Raw genomic sequence first — 16,308 nt, forward strand, 5'->3', positions numbered from 1 at the left:
CCTTTACCTTCTCTTGGTGATTGGGGTAGGGTTCTTGGTGCGGAGGGGAGTACTCCCGACTGCGGCGTTCCCGTCAGTACGGACCGACCTGACCGGTTCCGGGGCGCCGGCCCACGTGCGAGAGCACGACCGGGTGGAGGAGACCTCCGGCAGCGACGACGCTGATCTGTAGCGGTACGAAGCCGGAGGCACCGTGGACGTTTCGATGACCCTGTGGGTACTGACCATTCTTGGTCTGTGCGCCCTGATCGCGGCCGATTTCTTCATCGGGCGCAAACCCCATGACGTGTCGGTCAGGGAAGCCGGGATCTGGACGGTCGTCTGGATCGTGCTCGCCGCGCTCTTCGGCGTCGGCCTGCTGGTCTTCGGCGACAGTCAGGCGTCCGGCGAGTTCTTCGCCGGCTTCATCACCGAGAAGTCGCTCTCCGTCGACAACCTCTTCGTCTTCATCCTGATCATGGCGAAGTTCTCGGTACCGACCCACCTCCAGCAGCGCGTCCTGCTCTTCGGGGTGCTGATAGCCCTGGTGCTGCGGGCGGTCTTCATCGCGGCCGGCGCCGCCATCATCGCCAGCTTCTCGTGGGTCTTCTACCTCTTCGGCGCCTTCCTGATCTACACCGCCTGGAAGCTCATCCAGGAGGCGCGCTCCGACGAGGAGGACGAGGAGTTCGAGGAGAACCGGCTGCTCAAGTCCGTCGAGCGCAAGTTCGGTGTGGCCGACCGGTACCACGGCACCAAGCTCTTCATCCAGGAGCACGGCAAGAAGGTCATGACGCCGCTGCTCGTCGTCATGCTCGCCATCGGCATGACCGACGTGCTGTTCGCGATGGACTCCATCCCGGCGATCTTCGGCCTGACCCAGGACCCGTACATCGTCTTCACCGCCAACGCCTTCGCGCTGATGGGCCTGCGCCAGCTGTACTTCCTCATCGGCGGACTGCTCCAGAAGCTGGTCCACCTCAGCTACGGCCTCTCGGTGATCCTCGGCTTCATCGGCGTGAAGCTCGTGCTGCACGCCCTGCACGAGAACGGGGTGAACGTCCCCGAGATCTCCATCCCCGTCTCGCTGGGCGTCATCTGCGGCGTGCTGGTGATCACCACGGTCACCAGCCTGATGGCCGCGAGGAAGCAGGCACCGGCCGAGGCCGACGACAAGAGCGGCGTCGGGGTCTGACCCCGCAGCGCGCGGTGCGTCCGCACCGGCGCGCGCACCGGCCGAGCGGGCGCCCGGTTGCCGGACCCGCCGGCCGGTGCTTGCTTGGACGGGAGGAGCTCCCGGTCCGCGGGGGCACCGCGGACCAGGAGGACCCCATGAAGTTCGCGCAGATCATCGACTTCGAGACCGAGCGGGCGGACGAGATGCGCGAGCTCATCCGTCAGTACGAGGAGCGGGCGCGCTCGGAAGGCCGCAAGCTCGGGCCCACGCACCGCACCCTGCTGCGCGACCGGTCCAACCCCAACCGCTATCTGGCCGTGGTCCAGTTCGACTCGTACGAGGAGGCCATGGCCAACAGCGACGCTCCGGAGACGACCGAGCTCTCCCAGCGGCTCGCGGCGCTGTCGACGCGCCCACCCGCCTTCACGGACTGCGACGTGGAGGAGTCGGAGGCGCTGTAGCTACCAGCCGCGCGCGTGCCACTCCGGCAGCTTCGGGCGCTCGTCGCCGAGCGTGGTGTCGTTGCCGTGGCCCGGGTAGACCCACGTCTCGTCCGGGAGGACCGCGAAGAGCTTGGTCTCCACGTCGTGCATCAGGCTGGCGAAGGCCCGCGGGTCCTTGTGGGTGTTGCCGATCCCGCCCGGGAAGAGGCAGTCGCCGGTGAACAGGTGCGGGTGGCCGTGCGGGTCGTCGTAGACCAGGGCGATCGAGCCGGGGGTGTGGCCGACCAGATGGCGGGCGGTCAGCTCGACCCGGCCCACGCGGATCGTGTCCCCGTCCTCGACGGGGACGTCGGTCGGTACGGGGATGCCCTCGGCGTCGTGGCGGCCCGCGTAGGTCCTCGCGCCGGTGGCGGCGACGACCTCGGCGAGCGCCTGCCAGTGGTCGCCGTGGCGGTGGGTGGTGACGACGGACTCGATGCCGTCGTCACCGATCAGCGTCAGCAGGGTCGAGGGCTCGGCCGCCGCGTCGATCAGGAGCTGCTCGCCCGTGGCCCGGCAGCGCAGCAGATACGCGTTGTTGTCCATCGGGCCCACCGCGACCTTGGAGATCATCAGATCGCCGAGCTCGTGGACATCCGCAGGACCGCCGACCTTGACCGCTCCGCTGTACGTCATGGACTCAGCGTAGCCCGGCGCCTACAGGGGCGGCAGGGCGGGCAGCGGGCCGCCGGTGACCTCCAGGGCCGTCCCGCTCCTGCGGCCCGCGAGCCAGCCCAGGAGGTCCCACGCGGGGCCGCCCACGGTCACCGCGGGGCCCTGGGTGCCGCCCGTGCGCAGGGTGTGGCCATTGCCGCCGGTGAGGGTGACGGGCGGGAGCGAGGCGTGCCCGGAGAAGCGGTCGGCCAGGAACTGGATCTCGCGCCGGACGAACTCGTCCGGCAGGTCCTCCAGCTCGTAGCCGGTGCCCAGGTCGACGTGGTGCAGCTCGACCTCGATCAGCCGCCGGAAGGGGATGCGGGCGGCCTGGTCCAGGACGCCGTTGCGCAGCTCGACGGTGCGGGTCCAGTCGGCGGCCCTGGCGCCCTCCTCCTGGAAGCGGGCCGCGCTCTCGCGCAGGTCGGCGAGGTGGACGTCGAGCGGGCGCGCGGCGTCGCGCGCGATGTCGGCGTCGCGGGCCTCGGCGCTCTCGTACATGGGGCGCCCCGCGAGCACGTTCACCAGCGCGTCGGCGTTGCGGGCGAGGTGTGCGAGCACGTGCCCGCGGGTCCAGCCGGGAAGCCGTGACGGCTCGGCGAGCGCCGCGTTGTCCAGTTTGCCCGCTGCGGTGAGCAGCCGTTCGGTGGCTTCCCGTACAGAGTCCAGGTCGTGCGCATGATCAATCATGGCGCCGACGATAGTCCCGCCACTCATTCGGGTGAAGCCGCTGGGACGAGTCCGTAAATCGAATGCGCGTGCTATAGGCTCGTCAGTGGCATCAGGCATCCTTGGTAATAGCAATCCATCGCCCAGGCGACCCCCCATAGTCTGAGACGGGGGCTCCGCCCCCTGCTTCTCTTCAAGAAAGGTGCGGACCGGCGTGGCCGACCGTCTCATCGTCCGTGGCGCGCGCGAGCACAATCTCAAGAACGTCTCGCTCGACCTCCCGCGCGACTCCCTCATCGTCTTCACCGGGCTCTCGGGGTCGGGCAAGTCGTCCCTCGCGTTCGACACGATCTTCGCCGAGGGGCAGCGCCGCTACGTCGAGTCGCTCTCCTCGTACGCCCGCCAGTTCCTCGGCCAGATGGACAAGCCGGACGTCGACTTCATCGAAGGTCTGTCGCCCGCGGTCTCCATCGACCAGAAGTCGACCTCGCGCAACCCGCGCTCGACGGTCGGCACCATCACCGAGGTCTACGACTACCTGCGTCTGCTCTTCGCGCGCATCGGCAAGCCGCACTGCCCCGAGTGCCGCCGGCCGATCACCCGCCAGTCGCCGCAGGCCATCGTCGACAAGGTGCTCGAACTGCCCGAGGGCAGCCGCTTCCAGGTGCTCTCGCCGCTGGTGCGCGAGCGCAAGGGCGAGTTCGTCGACCTCTTCGCCGACCTCCAGACCAAGGGCTACAGCCGCGCGCGCGTGGACGGCGAGACGATCCAGCTCTCCGAGCCGCCCAAGCTCAAGAAGCAGGAGAAGCACACCATCGAGGTGGTCATCGACCGCCTCACCGTGAAGGACTCCGCCAAGCGCCGCCTCACCGACTCGGTGGAGACCGCGCTCGGCCTGTCCGGCGGCATGGTGGTGCTCGACTTCGTCGACCTGGCGGCCGACGACCCCGAGCGCGAGCGGATGTACTCGGAGCACCTGTACTGCCCGTACGACGACCTGTCCTTCGAGGAGCTGGAGCCGCGCTCCTTCTCCTTCAACTCGCCCTTCGGCGCCTGCCCCGACTGCACCGGCATCGGTACGCGCATGGAGGTCGACCCCGACCTGATCATCCCGGACGAGGACAAGTCCCTCGACGAGGGCGCCATCTCCCCGTGGTCGCTGGGCCACACCAAGGACTACTTCGCCCGGCTGGTCGGCGCCCTCGCCGACGAGCTCGGCTTCCGTACGGACATCCCCTGGGCGGGGCTGCCCCAGCGCGCCAAGAAGGCGCTGCTGAACGGCCACAAGACCCAGATCGAGGTGCGCTACCGCAACCGGTACGGACGGGAGCGGGCCTACACCACCGCCTTCGAGGGTGCGGTGCCGTTCGTCAAGCGGCGCCACTCGGAGGCGGAGTCCGACGGGGCGCGCGAGCGCTTCGAGGGTTACATGCGCGAGATCCCCTGCCCGACCTGTCAGGGCTCGCGACTGAAGCCGCTGGTCCTCGCGGTCACCGTGATGGACCGCTCCATCGCCGAGGTCGCCGCGATGTCGATCAGCGACTGCGCCGACTTCCTGGGCGAGCTCAAGCTCAACGCGCGCGACAAGAAGATCGCCGAGCGCGTCCTGAAGGAGGTCAACGAGCGACTGCGCTTCCTCGTCGACGTCGGCCTCGACTACCTCTCGCTCAACCGTGCCGCCGGGACGCTCTCGGGCGGCGAGGCCCAGCGCATCCGCCTCGCCACCCAGATCGGCTCCGGCCTGGTCGGCGTGCTCTACGTACTGGACGAGCCCTCGATCGGTCTGCACCAGCGCGACAACCACCGTCTGATCGAGACGCTGGTCCGGCTGCGCGACATGGGCAACACCCTGATCGTCGTCGAGCACGACGAGGACACCATCAAGGTGGCCGACTGGGTCGTCGACATCGGCCCGGGCGCCGGTGAGCACGGCGGCAAGGTCGTCCACAGCGGCCCCTTGAAGCAGCTCCTCGCCAACAAGGAGTCGATGACCGGGCAGTACCTGGCGGGCAAGAAGTCCATCCCGCTGCCGGAGCTGCGCCGTCCCGTGGACCCCTCGCGCAAGCTCACCGTGCACGGGGCCAAGGAGAACAACCTCCGGGACATCGACGTCTCGTTCCCGCTCGGCGTGCTGACCGCGGTCACCGGTGTCTCCGGCTCCGGCAAGTCGACCCTGGTCAACGACATCCTCTACACCCACCTCGCGCGCGAGCTCAACGGCGCGCGAACCGTGCCCGGGCGGCACACGCGCGTGGAGGGCGACGACCTGGTCGACAAGGTCGTCCACGTCGACCAGTCGCCCATCGGCCGTACGCCCCGGTCCAACCCGGCGACGTACACCGGTGTCTTCGACAACGTGCGCAAGCTGTTCGCCGAGACGATGGAGGCGAAGGTGCGGGGCTACCTCCCGGGCCGCTTCTCCTTCAACGTCAAGGGCGGCCGCTGCGAGAACTGCTCGGGCGACGGCACCATCAAGATCGAGATGAACTTCCTGCCGGACGTGTACGTGCCGTGCGAGGTCTGCCACGGGGCGCGCTACAACCGGGAGACGCTGGAGGTCCACTACAAGGGCAAGTCCATCGCCGAAGTCCTCGACATGCCGATCGAGGAGGCGCTGGAGTTCTTCGAGGCGGTGCCCACGATCGCCCGCCACCTGCGGACGCTGAACGAGGTGGGGCTGGGATACGTCCGGCTCGGCCAGTCGGCGCCGACGCTGTCGGGCGGTGAGGCCCAGCGAGTGAAGCTGGCCTCCGAGCTCCAGAAGCGGTCCACGGGCCGGACGGTGTACGTGCTGGACGAGCCGACGACCGGTCTCCACTTCGAGGACATCTCGAAGCTGATCAAGGTCCTGTCGGGGCTCGTCGACAAGGGGAACTCGGTGATCGTCATCGAGCACAACCTCGACGTCATCAAGACCGCGGACTGGGTCGTGGACATGGGGCCCGAGGGCGGCAGCGGGGGCGGACTGGTGATCGCCGAGGGTACGCCGGAGCAGGTCGCGTCCGTGGCGGCGAGCCACACCGGGAAGTTCCTGCGGGACATCCTGGGGGCGGACCGGATCAGTGACGCGGAGTCGGTCGCGCCCGTGTCGTCGGGGCGGCGGGGGGTCAAGCGGGCGCCGGCGAAGAAGATGGCGGCCAAGGGGGCCGCCACCGCGGCGGGTGCGGGTTCTGGCAAGGCTTCTGCGAAGGTGCCGGCCAAGAAGGCGGTTTCGCGGGCGCGGAAGGGCTGAGCGTCTCTGTCCCGGGGGGTTCGGCCCCCCGGGGGCCCCTGGCTGGCCGGTTTGTTTCCTGCGGATCCGGCTGGCTGGGTGGGGCGCCTGCGGCGGGCTGTTTTTCCCACCCCGCCCTTCCCGTAAGCCCTCGCCGGGCGGCCGGGTTTTTGGCTGCGGGTTGTGGGGGGCTGGTTGCGCAGTTCCCCGCGCCCCTGGGGGGTGGGGGAGGCGGTCGGTTTTTGGGTGCGGGTTGTGGGGGGCTGGTTGCGCAGTTCCTCGCGCCCCTGGGGGGTGGGTGAAACGGTCGGTTTTTGGGTGCGGGTCGTCAGGGGCTGGTCGCGCCGTTCCTCGCGCCCCTTGGGGGTGGGGGGGTGTGGCTGGTTGCGTTGTTCCCCCGTGCCTCTGGTCCTGTGAGTGAGGCGCAGCCTGGGAATCAGGGGAGGTGTGGCTTGGGGGGCATTTTTGATGCGTGCGGTGGGTCCGCGCCTTGGTTTGTGCAGGTCAGGGCTGCCGCGTGGGCCGCGTAGGCCAGCGCCGCCCGCCAGCCCGTCGCCGACAGCGGGAGTCGTCCCGCCACCACGTGCAGCAGCGCCGCGTTCACCGTGTCCCCCGCCCCGATCGTGTCGACCACCTCGACCCGCTCGCCGGGGACGGAGACCTCCTCGCCGGAGCGGGTCCACACCGTCAGGCCCGCCGCGCCCCGCGTCAGCACCACCGCCTCCGGGCCCGCCGCCAGCCACGCGCGCACCCCGCCGCCCAGCCACTCCGCGTCCTCCTCGGACAGCTTCAGCAGGGACACGTACGGCAGCCAGGAGCGGAAGCGCGCCCGGTAGGCGTCCGGGTCCGGGACCAGGCCGGGACGGATGTTGGGGTCCAGCAGGGTGAACAGGCCGCGCCCCGACTCCCGCCGCAGCAGCGCCTCGTACGCGCTCGCCCCGGGCTCCAGGACCAGCGAACACGTGCCGAGGGCCAGTGCCCGTACGCCGGAGGGGAGGTCGGGCGGCAGCCTGAAGAGGCGGTCCGCGGTGCCGGAGGCGTAGAAGCCGTACCCGGCGCCCCCGTCAGAACCCACCGTCGCCACCGCCAGCGTCGTCGGCTCGGGGCCGCGCTGGACCAGCGAGGTGTCGACACCGGCGGCGTGGAGCCCGTCGAGCAGGGCCTCGCCGAAGCCGTCCGTCGACACCCGGGAGCAGAAGGCCGCCTCGGCGCCGAGCCGTCCCAGGGCCACGGCCGTGTTGTACGGACCGCCGCCGCGCCGGGGCGACAGGGGGCCAAGCCGGTCGCCGGGGCGCTCGGGGACCAGGTCGATGAGGGCTTCTCCGGCGACGACGATCACGCGGCCGAACGTACACCCATCCGGGCCCGCCCGACTCACCCCGGGCGGTGGCACCACCCCACCCCTGGCCCCACCTGCCCCGCCGGTATCGTCGGATACGTCACCAGCCCCCCATGACCCGTGGAGACCCCATGTCCGGCCAGCCCGCCGCCCGTCGCACCGTGCTGAAAGGCGCGGCCCTCGCCGGGGCCGCGGGGCTGGGTGTGGCCGCCTGCTCCACCGACTCCAAGCTCGGCCACGCCGAGACGCCGACCCCGACCGCGCCGGTCGCCCTGGGCGCGCCCGAGGAGGTCCCGGTGGGCGGGGCCAAGCTCTACCGCGAGCAGCGGCTGATGGTGTCCTGCCCGGCCAAGGGCGAGTACAAGGCGTTCAGCGCCCAGTGCACCCACGCCGGCTGCGTCCTGGACAAGATCGAGGACGGGCACGGCAACTGCCCCTGCCACGGCAGCCGCTTCGACGTCATGACCGGCCGGGCCGTCCACGGCCCCGCGACCGTGCCGCTGCCGGCCGTCCCGGTGAAGGTGAAGGACGGCAAGCTGGTGGCCGGTCCCGACGCCTGACAGTCCCGACGGGGGCGTCCCGCCGCCCGCGCCCGGGCCTGACAGGGGCGTCCCGCCGTGTCTGCGCTCAGGCCCTGACGGGGACGTCGCGTCGCTTGCACCCAGCGCCCGACAGGCCCGCAGCGGGCGTCCCGCCGCCTGCCCCCAGGCCCGGCGGGGGCGTCCCGCCCTCTACGCCCAAAGCCCGACACAGGCATCTACGCCCAGTCCCAGTCGATCCCCAGGATCCCCGGCCGCACCCCCTGCTCGACCAGGTGGACCGTCCGGTGCTGTCCGCTGAGCGTCAGGTCGCCCCGGTCCGAGCGGGCCGAGCCGGCCGAGGAGCGGGCGAAGCGGCGGCACCGTACCGGCAGCGCGTGCTCGTCGAAGCGGACCTGGAGCACGTACTGCCCGCCCGCGAAGCTGAAGCCGCGTACGTACTCGCTGCTCGGGCCCGCCGTGCCGTCCTCGAAGCCGTAGCCGAAGAGGTACGTCTCCCCGGCCCGCAGCCGGGCGTCGAAGAGCAGTTCGGCCACCAGGACGCCGGTTTCGGCGTCCCAGCGCACCCGGCCGGTGCGGCAGTTCTCGGCGGCCCGCACCCGTACCCGGGACGGGTCGCAGCCGGGGTCGCCGTGGTGGATGGCGAGATAGCGGTCGATGCCGTCCCGGTGGGCCCGTACCACCTGCTGGGAGTCGCGGCCGAGCAGTTCGCGGCCCGCCCCGACGCGTACCCGCTCGTGGTGGCCGACCGTGTGCAGTCCGCCGTCCACCGGTGACTCCAGGTCCGTGATCAGCCGCTCGACGACTCCGGAGGCCTCCACCAGCGAGCGGTAGGAGCGGCCCGCCGGACGCTCCGCCCCGTCGCGGGCCTCGCCGCCGTCGAGCAGCCGCAGCAGCGAGCGCTCCGGCAGCCCGAGGACCTCCTCCAGGGCGCGCACGGCCCGCAGCGACTCGGCGCGCTGCGGCCGCCGGGCGCCCTGCTGCCAGTAACTGAGGCTGGTCACGCCGACCTTGACCCCGCGCCCCGCGAGATGGTGCTGGACGCGCTGGAGCGGAAGCCCGCGGACGGCGAGCGCGGTGCGCAGGGCCAGGTGGAACGGGCCGGTGTGCAGCACCTGGGCCAGATCGGCATCGGTGTGGAGCATGGGGGACTCCCTCGGGACTGCTTCGGATCCGGTGGGGGGTGGCCGCACGGGTCCGGTCCGGCCGCGCGGGGCGGTCGGGGCGGCCGTACGGACCTGGTTCAACCGCGCTGCCGGTCAGGGGGCTTCGGGCCGCACAGTGAACGTTCACGGCGGGGGGTGGTCACGGGTCGCCGCGGGACCCGGGTGGCCTGGTGGGCCCGGAAGGCCTGTTCACAGGGGAGGCCACTCCGTTCACACCCGCGTCTCACCCCGCATTGAAGCGCGTTGACCAGCTCACGACAACGTTCGATGCTCACCGAAAGCGTCCGGACGCGCTCCTCCAATCCCCACACCCCCCGCTTCGGGAGGAACGCGATGCACAACCGCAAGAGACGGCTTCCGGCCCTCGCCCTCGTGGTGACGGCCCTGCTCGCCGCCCCCACGGCGAGCGCCGTCGCATCCCCGCACCACCACGGCACCACCGCAGCCGCCACGTCCACGACCCCCGCGTCCACGACCGCCGCCGACATCCCCACCACCGCCGCCGGCCCGGCGTCCGCCACGGCCGCGACATCCAAGCGCCTCGACATCACCATGCAGGCCCAGCAGAAGGACAACTGGTGCTGGGCCGCCAGCGGCAACACCATCGCCACCTGGTTCGGGCGCGCCTACAGCCAGAACCAGTTCTGCAACGCCGCCTTCGGGCGCCAGCAGGGCTACGACTGCCCCAACTGGCAGGCCGACCTGGGCAATGTGCAGAACGCCCTGCGCTGGGCCGGGATCAGCTCCGGCTCGTACGTCAGCGGCTGGCTGCGCTACGCGACCGTCCAGACCGAGATCAACGCCAACCGGCCGATGGAGACCCGCATCCAGTGGTCGAGCGGCGGCGGCCACATGCATGTGATCTACGGGTACGACACCGCCAACAGCTGGGTGTACTGGGGCGACCCCTGGCCCTCCAGCAACCGCTACAACTGGGCCTCGCACGCCTGGTACGTCGACAACGACTCGTTCTCCTGGACCCACTCGCTCTACCGGATCGGGGCGTGACGCGATGACGCTGCGACGTCTGTCCTCCTCCTGCGCCGCCGTCGCGGCGCTGCTCACCGGCCTCGCCGGCCTCTGCGCCCCGGGCGCGGCGGCCGACGAGCGCCCCACCGCGGCGGCGGACTCCAGGGCCGCCGCCCACCGGGCGGCCTCGGCGCCCGAGACCCTCGCCACGCTCTCCCGCTTCTTCGCCCGGGACGGCAAGGTGTCCCTGGCCGCCGCCGCCCCGCGCGTCCAGGGCGACGCGGTGCCCGTCTACACGCTCTCCCCGGAGTTCGTCGCCGGGCGGGCGGGGGCGCCGCCGGCGAAGCTGGAGTACCTCGCCTCCACGGCCGTCGCCTCGGACGGCCAGAAGGCCTCCCTGTGGACGGTTCCGCGGGGCGGTACCTGGCAGGTGGTGAACATCGCCACCGGCGACGACGAGGCCCGCTACACCGCGGCCGGCGCGCGCCGGCTGCCGGGCGGCACGGTCTTCCAGGAGCCGCAGATCAACGCCTGGTACGTCCAGAAGGGCGCCACCGTGCTCCCGCTGGACGAGGACGCCGTGCGCGCCGTCGGCGCCCGCGGCACCACACTGGCCGCCTACCGGCAGCGCGTCCAGCGGGCCTACGGCGACAAGCTGCCCGGCTCCGCGTACGCGAAGTCCGGCAAGGCCGGAGGGTACGGGCAGAGCCCCGAGGAGGCCCGGGCCCAGGCCGCGGCCGCCGCGTCCGTCCCCGCGGGCCACGACGGCCCGGCCACGGCCGTCTCGGTGACCGCCGGCGCGGGCGCGCTCACGGCGGCGGGCCTGGGCGCGGTGGTCCTGCGCCGCCGCAGGCGCGGGGCGGACCCGGCGTAGGCATCGGCGGACCGTGTGGCCGGCCGCGGACCGTACGCGGCCGGCCACGCGGTTCCCCGCGTCCCCGAAGAGGGCCGCGCCCCGTGAAACCGCGTTGTCGGTCCCCGCCAGTAGGGTGGTGGCCATGGCAGACCCCTCCACCTACCGCCCCAAGCCGGGACAGATCCCCGACTCGCCGGGGGTCTACAAATTCCGGGACGACCACCGCCGGGTGATCTACGTCGGCAAGGCCAAGTCCCTGCGCCAGCGGCTGGCGAACTACTTCCAGCCGCTCACCAGCCTGCACCCGCGCACGGCGACGATGGTCACCACGGCGGCGTCGGTGGAGTGGACGGTCGTCTCCACGGAGGTCGAGGCGCTCCAGCTCGAGTATTCGTGGATCAAGGAGTTCGACCCCCGCTTCAACGTCAAGTACCGCGACGACAAGAGCTATCCGTATCTGGCGGTCACCCTCAACGAGGAGTTCCCGAGGGTCCAGGTGATGCGCGGCGCCAAGAAGAAGGGCGTGCGCTACTTCGGTCCGTACGCGCACGCGTGGGCGATCCGCGAGACCGTGGACCTGATGCTCCGCGTCTTCCCGGTACGGACGTGCTCCGCCGGGGTGTTCAAGCGCTCCACCCAGATCGGGCGGCCCTGTCTGCTCGGCTACATCGGCAAGTGCGCGGCCCCCTGCGTCGGCCGGGTCACGCCCGAGGAGCACCGCGAACTCGCCGAGGACTTCTGCGACTTCATGGCCGGGCGCACCGGCACGTACCTGCGCCGCCTGGAGAAGGACATGGCGGCCGCGGCCGAGGAGATGGAGTACGAGCGGGCCGCGCGGCTGCGCGACGACATCGGGGCGCTGCGCCGCGCCCTGGAGAAGAACGCGGTGGTCTTCACCGACGCCACCGACGCGGACCTGATCGCGGTCGCCGAGGACGAGCTGGAGGCGGCCGTGCAGATCTTCCATGTGCGCGGCGGCCGGGTCCGCGGCCAGCGCGGCTGGGTCACCGACAAGGTCGAGGCGGTCGACACGGCCGGCCTGGTGGAGCACGCCCTCCAGCAGCTGTACGGGGAGGAGACCGGCGACTCCGTACCGAAGGAGGTGCTGGTCCCGGCGCTGCCGGAGGACGCCGAGGCGGTCGGCGCGTGGCTGGCGGGGCGGCGCGGGTCGCAGGTGTCGCTGCGCATCCCGCAGCGCGGCGACAAGAAGGACCTGATGGCCACGGTCGCGCGCAACGCGCAGCAGGCCCTCGCGCTGCACAAGACCAAGCGCGCCTCCGACCTGACCACCCGCTCCCGGGCCCTGGAGGAGATCGCGCAGGCCCTGGAGCTGGACAGCGCGCCGCTGCGGATCGAGTGCTTCGACATCTCCCACCTCCAGGGCGAGGACGTGGTGGCCTCCATGGTCGTCTTCGAGGACGGCCTGGCCAGGAAGAGCGAGTACCGGCGCTTCCAGATCAAGGGCTTCGAGGGCCAGGACGACGTCCGGTCCATGCACGAGGTGATCACCCGCCGCTTCAAGCGGTACCTGGCCGAGAGCGCCCGGCTGGGGGAGTGGGCGGACGGCGAGGAGGGCGCCGGGGCCGGACCGGCTCCCTCCGGCGAGGTCCCGGCGCCCGGCGAGGCCCCGGCGGAGGCCGGGCCGCGCACCGAGGACGGACGGCCCAAGCGGTTCGCCTACCCGCCGCAGCTCGTGGTGGTCGACGGCGGGCAGCCCCAGGTGGCCGCCGCCAAGCGGGCCCTGGACGAGCTGGGGATGGACGACGTGGCGGTCTGCGGGCTCGCCAAGCGCCTGGAGGAGGTCTGGCTGCCGGACGACGAAGACCCGGTCGTCCTGCCGCGCTCCAGCGAGGGGCTGTATCTGCTCCAGCGCGTGCGGGACGAGGCCCACCGGTTCGCCATCACCTACCAGCGGGTCAAGCGGACCAAGCGGTTCAAGGCGAGCCCCCTGGACGACGTGCCGGGCCTGGGCGAGTCCCGCAAACAGGCTCTGATCAAGCATTTCGGCTCGGTGAAGCGGCTGCGGTCGGCGACAATCGAGCAGATCTGTGACGTTCCCGGGATAGGCCGCAAGACGGCCGAGACCGTGGCGGCGGCCCTGGCCCGGTCGGCTCCGGCCGCACCCGCCGTGAACACGGCTACAGGAGAGATCATTGAAGAGGACGACGGGGGATCCGCGACATGACTGAGCACGACCGAACAGACGCAGAAGCTGGAGCCGCACACGTGAGTACGGGCACGACGAACGACGCCGCAGAGCCGGCCATCCCCGAGCTGGTGATCATCTCCGGCATGTCCGGCGCCGGACGCAGCACCGCCGCCAAGTGCCTGGAGGACCTCGGCTGGTTCGTCGTCGACAACCTGCCGCCCGCGCTGATCCCCACCATGGTGGAGCTCGGCGCCCGCTCCCAGGGCAATGTGGCCCGCATCGCCGTCGTCGTCGACGTGCGCGGCCGCCGCTTCTTCGACAACCTCCGCGAGTCGCTGGCCGACCTGGACTCCAAGCAGGTCACCCGGCGGATCGTCTTCCTGGAGTCCTCCGACGACGCGCTGGTGCGCCGCTTCGAGTCGGTCCGCCGCCCGCACCCCCTCCAGGGCGACGGCCGGATCGTCGACGGCATCGCGGCCGAGCGCGACCTGCTGCGCGAGCTGCGCGGCGACGCCGACCTGGTGATCGACACCTCCAGCCTCAACGTCCACGAGCTGCGCGCCAAGATGGACGCCCAGTTCGCCGGGGACGAGGAGCCGGAGCTGCGCGCCACGGTGATGTCGTTCGGCTACAAGTACGGTCTGCCGGTCGACGCCGACCTGGTGGTGGACTGCCGCTTCCTGCCGAACCCGCACTGGGTGCCGGAGCTGCGCCCGTACACGGGCCTGAACGAGGAGGTGTCGGGGTACGTCTTCAACCAGCCCGGCGCCAAGGAGTTCCTCAACCAGTACAGCGAGCTGCTCCAGCTGATCGCCACCGGCTACCGCCGCGAGGGCAAGCGCTATGTGACGGTCGCCGTCGGCTGTACCGGCGGCAAGCACCGCTCCGTGGCCATGTCCGAGAAGCTGGCCGCCCGCCTCGCCTCCGAGGGGATCGAGACCGTCGTCGTCCACCGGGACATGGGGCGCGAGTGAAGGTGTACCGACGGCGCACGCGCGGACCGGTGCGCCGCACCGGCCGCGGGCGCGGCGCCCAGCCCAAGGTCGTCGCCCTCGGCGGCGGCATGGGCCTCTCCGCGTCGCTCGCGGCGCTGCGCCGGATCACCGGCGACCTGACCGCCGTCGTCACCGTGGCCGACGACGGCGGCTCCAGCGGCCGGCTCCGCGAGGAGCTGGGCGTGCTGCCGCCGGGCGATCTGCGCAAGGCCCTGGCGGCGCTCTGCGGCGACGACGACTGGGGCCAGACCTGGGCCCGGGTCATCCAGCACCGCTTCCAGTCCCAGGGCGAGCTGCACGAGCACGCCGTCGGCAATCTGCTGATCGTCGCCCTGTGGGAGCAGCTGGGCGACCACGTCCAGGCGCTCGACCTGGTCGGCAAGCTCCTCGGGGCGCACGGCAGGGTGCTGCCGATGTCCGCGGTCCCTCTGGAGCTCCAGGCGCTGGTGCGGGGCCACGACCCGGACCGCCCCGACGACGTGGACACCGTCCGGGGCCAGGCCACGGTGGCGCTCACCCCGGGCGAGGTGCAGTCCGTCAACCTGGTACCGCACGACCCGCCGGCGGTCCCGGAGGCGGTGGAGGCCGTCCTGGACGCCGACTGGGTGGTGCTGGGGCCCGGCTCCTGGTTCTCCTCCGTGATCCCCCATCTGCTGGTGCCCGAGCTGCTCGACGCGCTGACGGTGACCAAGGCCCGCAAGGTGCTCTCGCTGAACCTGGCACCCCAGCCCGGCGAAACCGATGGCTTCTCTCCGCAGCGTCATTTGGAGGTTTTGGGACGACACGCCCCTAAACTCGCCCTGGACGTGGTGCTGGCCGACGTGGCCGCCGTGCCCGACCGCGAGTCCCTCGCCGACGCCGCCAAGCAGCTCGGCGCCGTGGTCGAGCTGGCGGCGGTCGCCGCGCCCGACGGGTCCCCCAAGCACGACCGGGAGCTGTTGGCAGCCGCGTACGACCGTATTTTTCGGATGCATGGAAGGATCGGCCCATGGCGATGACGGCAGCGGTGAAGGATGAGATCTCCCGGCTTCCCGTCACCCGGACCTGCTGCAGAAAGGCGGAGGTCTCGTCGATCCTGCGGTTCGCCGGCGGCCTCCACCTGGTCAGCGGCCGCATCGTGATCGAGGCGGAGCTGGACACCGCGATGGCGGCGCGCCGCCTCAAGCGGGACATCCTGGAGATCTTCGGCCACAGCTCCGAGCTGATCGTGATGGCTCCGGGCGGACTGCGCCGCGGTTCGCGCTTCGTCGTACGGGTGGTGGCGGGCGGCGACCAGCTGGCGCGCCAGACCGGCCTCGTCGACGGCCGGGGCCGCCCCATCCGGGGCCTCCCGCCCCAGGTGGTCTCGGGGGCCACCTGTGACGCCGAGGCGGCCTGGCGCGGGGCCTTCCTCGCCCACGGCTCGCTCACCGAGCCGGGCCGCTCCTCCTCCCTGGAGGTGACCTGCCCGGGTCCGGAGGCCGCCCTCGCGCTGGTCGGCGCGGCCCGCCGGCTCCAGATCGCCGCCAAGGCCCGCGAGGTGCGCGGGGTGGACCGCGTGGTCGTGCGCGACGGGGACGCGATCGGCGCCCTGCTCACCCGCCTCGGGGCGCACGAGTCGGTGCTGGCCTGGGAGGAGCGGCGGATGCGCCGCGAGGTCCGGGCCACCGCCAACCGACTGGCCAACTTCGACGACGCCAATCTGCGCCGCTCGGCGCGGGCCGCCGTCGCCGCCGGTGCCCGGGTGCAGCGCGCCCTGGAGATCCTCGGCGAGGAGGTGCCGGAGCATCTGGCCGCCGCCGGGCGGCTGCGCATGGAGCACAAGCAGGCCTCCCTGGAGGAGCTGGGCGCGCTCGCCGACCCGCCGCTGACCAAGGACGCGGTCGCGGGCCGGATCCGCCGGCTGCTGGCCATGGCGGACAAGCGGGCCCAGGACCTGGGCATCCCCGGGACCGAGTCCAATCTGACCGAGGAGATGGCGGACGGCCTGGTCGGCTGATCGGGGGAGCGCCCCTCCGCTTGGCGTCGGCCCCGTTCTCGTACCGCCGGCGCACCCAGGCCTCACCCTTGCGTGAACGGCGCCCACTTGGTGGGCGCCGGTTCCGGTTCCCCCTCCCTCGCGCAGTATTGACATGATCATGAAG

The 16,308-nt window shown here is 71.9% G+C and carries 14 protein-coding genes; 10 read left to right on the forward strand and 4 right to left on the reverse strand.

Annotated elements, in window-relative coordinates:
- The first annotated feature begins 193 nt into the window (after positions 1-193).
- The gene (locus tag ABZ404_RS14510; protein WP_358836161.1) at positions 194-1,174 is read left to right on the forward strand and encodes a TerC family protein; all 981 of its coding nucleotides are present in this window, start codon (positions 194-196) and stop codon (positions 1,172-1,174) included.
- A gap of 137 nt (positions 1,175-1,311) precedes the next feature.
- Complete coding sequence (locus ABZ404_RS14515) at positions 1,312-1,617, forward strand: hypothetical protein (RefSeq protein WP_358836162.1); 306 nt, start codon at positions 1,312-1,314, stop codon at positions 1,615-1,617.
- Here the strand turns inward: ABZ404_RS14515 and ABZ404_RS14520 are convergent, their stop codons facing one another.
- Together ABZ404_RS14520 and ABZ404_RS14525 are read right to left on the reverse strand one after the other, a co-directional pair.
- Positions 1,618-2,274: an MBL fold metallo-hydrolase gene (locus tag ABZ404_RS14520; protein WP_358836163.1), complete on the reverse strand. Its 657-nt coding sequence runs from the start codon at positions 2,272-2,274 to the stop codon at positions 1,618-1,620.
- Between the two features lie 21 nt (positions 2,275-2,295).
- Entirely contained in the window at positions 2,296-2,982 is a 687-nt protein-coding gene (locus ABZ404_RS14525; protein WP_358836164.1) for a maleylpyruvate isomerase family mycothiol-dependent enzyme, read from the reverse strand.
- Between the two features lie 193 nt (positions 2,983-3,175).
- On the opposite strand from ABZ404_RS14525, the gene uvrA reads away from it, so the two are divergent.
- Complete coding sequence (uvrA, locus tag ABZ404_RS14530; RefSeq protein ID WP_358836165.1) at positions 3,176-6,193, forward strand: excinuclease ABC subunit UvrA; 3,018 nt, start codon at positions 3,176-3,178, stop codon at positions 6,191-6,193.
- Between the two features lie 415 nt (positions 6,194-6,608).
- Here the strand turns inward: uvrA and ABZ404_RS14535 are convergent, their stop codons facing one another.
- Entirely contained in the window at positions 6,609-7,511 is a 903-nt protein-coding gene (locus ABZ404_RS14535) for a carbohydrate kinase (RefSeq protein WP_358836166.1), read from the reverse strand.
- Positions 7,512-7,642: 131 nt separating this feature from the next.
- Here ABZ404_RS14535 and ABZ404_RS14540 point away from each other — a divergent pair, with 131 nt between their 5' ends.
- Positions 7,643-8,071: a Rieske (2Fe-2S) protein gene (locus ABZ404_RS14540; RefSeq protein ID WP_358836167.1), complete on the forward strand. Its 429-nt coding sequence runs from the start codon at positions 7,643-7,645 to the stop codon at positions 8,069-8,071.
- A gap of 197 nt (positions 8,072-8,268) precedes the next feature.
- Here the strand turns inward: ABZ404_RS14540 and ABZ404_RS14545 are convergent, their stop codons facing one another.
- Positions 8,269-9,195, reverse strand: a complete 927-nt coding sequence (locus ABZ404_RS14545; protein WP_358836168.1) for a hypothetical protein — start codon at positions 9,193-9,195, stop codon at positions 8,269-8,271.
- A gap of 354 nt (positions 9,196-9,549) precedes the next feature.
- On the opposite strand from ABZ404_RS14545, the gene ABZ404_RS14550 reads away from it, so the two are divergent.
- The 6 genes from ABZ404_RS14550 to whiA all read left to right on the forward strand — a co-directional run bounded on the left by ABZ404_RS14550 (position 9,550) and on the right by whiA (position 16,163).
- Positions 9,550-10,224: a papain-like cysteine protease family protein gene (locus tag ABZ404_RS14550; protein WP_358836169.1), complete on the forward strand. Its 675-nt coding sequence runs from the start codon at positions 9,550-9,552 to the stop codon at positions 10,222-10,224.
- Between the two features lie 4 nt (positions 10,225-10,228).
- Entirely contained in the window at positions 10,229-11,059 is an 831-nt protein-coding gene (locus ABZ404_RS14555) for a hypothetical protein (protein WP_358990441.1), read from the forward strand.
- 124 nt (positions 11,060-11,183) lie between these two features.
- Complete coding sequence (gene uvrC / locus ABZ404_RS14560; protein ID WP_358835961.1) at positions 11,184-13,226, forward strand: excinuclease ABC subunit UvrC; 2,043 nt, start codon at positions 11,184-11,186, stop codon at positions 13,224-13,226.
- Complete coding sequence (gene rapZ / locus ABZ404_RS14565; RefSeq protein WP_358835962.1) at positions 13,223-14,164, forward strand: RNase adapter RapZ; 942 nt, start codon at positions 13,223-13,225, stop codon at positions 14,162-14,164. Before uvrC ends, rapZ begins: the two co-directional genes overlap by 4 nt.
- The gene (gene yvcK, locus ABZ404_RS14570) at positions 14,161-15,183 is read left to right on the forward strand and encodes a uridine diphosphate-N-acetylglucosamine-binding protein YvcK (protein ID WP_358835963.1); all 1,023 of its coding nucleotides are present in this window, start codon (positions 14,161-14,163) and stop codon (positions 15,181-15,183) included. The genes rapZ and yvcK overlap by 4 nt, the downstream gene beginning before the upstream one ends.
- Positions 15,174-16,163: a DNA-binding protein WhiA gene (gene whiA, locus ABZ404_RS14575; protein ID WP_101387789.1), complete on the forward strand. Its 990-nt coding sequence runs from the start codon at positions 15,174-15,176 to the stop codon at positions 16,161-16,163. The genes yvcK and whiA overlap by 10 nt, the downstream gene beginning before the upstream one ends.
- Positions 16,164-16,308: the final 145 nt, after the last annotated feature.

This window comes from Streptomyces sp. NPDC005878 (assembly GCF_040629815.1).
Classification (GTDB): domain Bacteria; phylum Actinomycetota; class Actinomycetes; order Streptomycetales; family Streptomycetaceae; genus Streptomyces.

Coding starts and splice junctions, on each gene's coding strand:
- ABZ404_RS14515 (WP_358836162.1), top strand. CDS start 1,312: ATGAAGTTCGCGCAGATCATCGACTTCGAGACCGAGCGGGCGGACGAG.
- ABZ404_RS14520 (WP_358836163.1), bottom strand. CDS start 2,274: ATGACGTACAGCGGAGCGGTCAAGGTCGGCGGTCCTGCGGATGTCCAC.
- ABZ404_RS14525 (WP_358836164.1), bottom strand. CDS start 2,982: ATGATTGATCATGCGCACGACCTGGACTCTGTACGGGAAGCCACCGAA.
- ABZ404_RS14540 (WP_358836167.1), top strand. CDS start 7,643: ATGTCCGGCCAGCCCGCCGCCCGTCGCACCGTGCTGAAAGGCGCGGCC.
- ABZ404_RS14545 (WP_358836168.1), bottom strand. CDS start 9,195: ATGCTCCACACCGATGCCGATCTGGCCCAGGTGCTGCACACCGGCCCG.
- ABZ404_RS14550 (WP_358836169.1), top strand. CDS start 9,550: ATGCACAACCGCAAGAGACGGCTTCCGGCCCTCGCCCTCGTGGTGACG.
- ABZ404_RS14555 (WP_358990441.1), top strand. CDS start 10,229: ATGACGCTGCGACGTCTGTCCTCCTCCTGCGCCGCCGTCGCGGCGCTG.
- uvrC (WP_358835961.1), top strand. CDS start 11,184: ATGGCAGACCCCTCCACCTACCGCCCCAAGCCGGGACAGATCCCCGAC.
- rapZ (WP_358835962.1), top strand. CDS start 13,223: ATGACTGAGCACGACCGAACAGACGCAGAAGCTGGAGCCGCACACGTG.
- whiA (WP_101387789.1), top strand. CDS start 15,174: ATGGCGATGACGGCAGCGGTGAAGGATGAGATCTCCCGGCTTCCCGTC.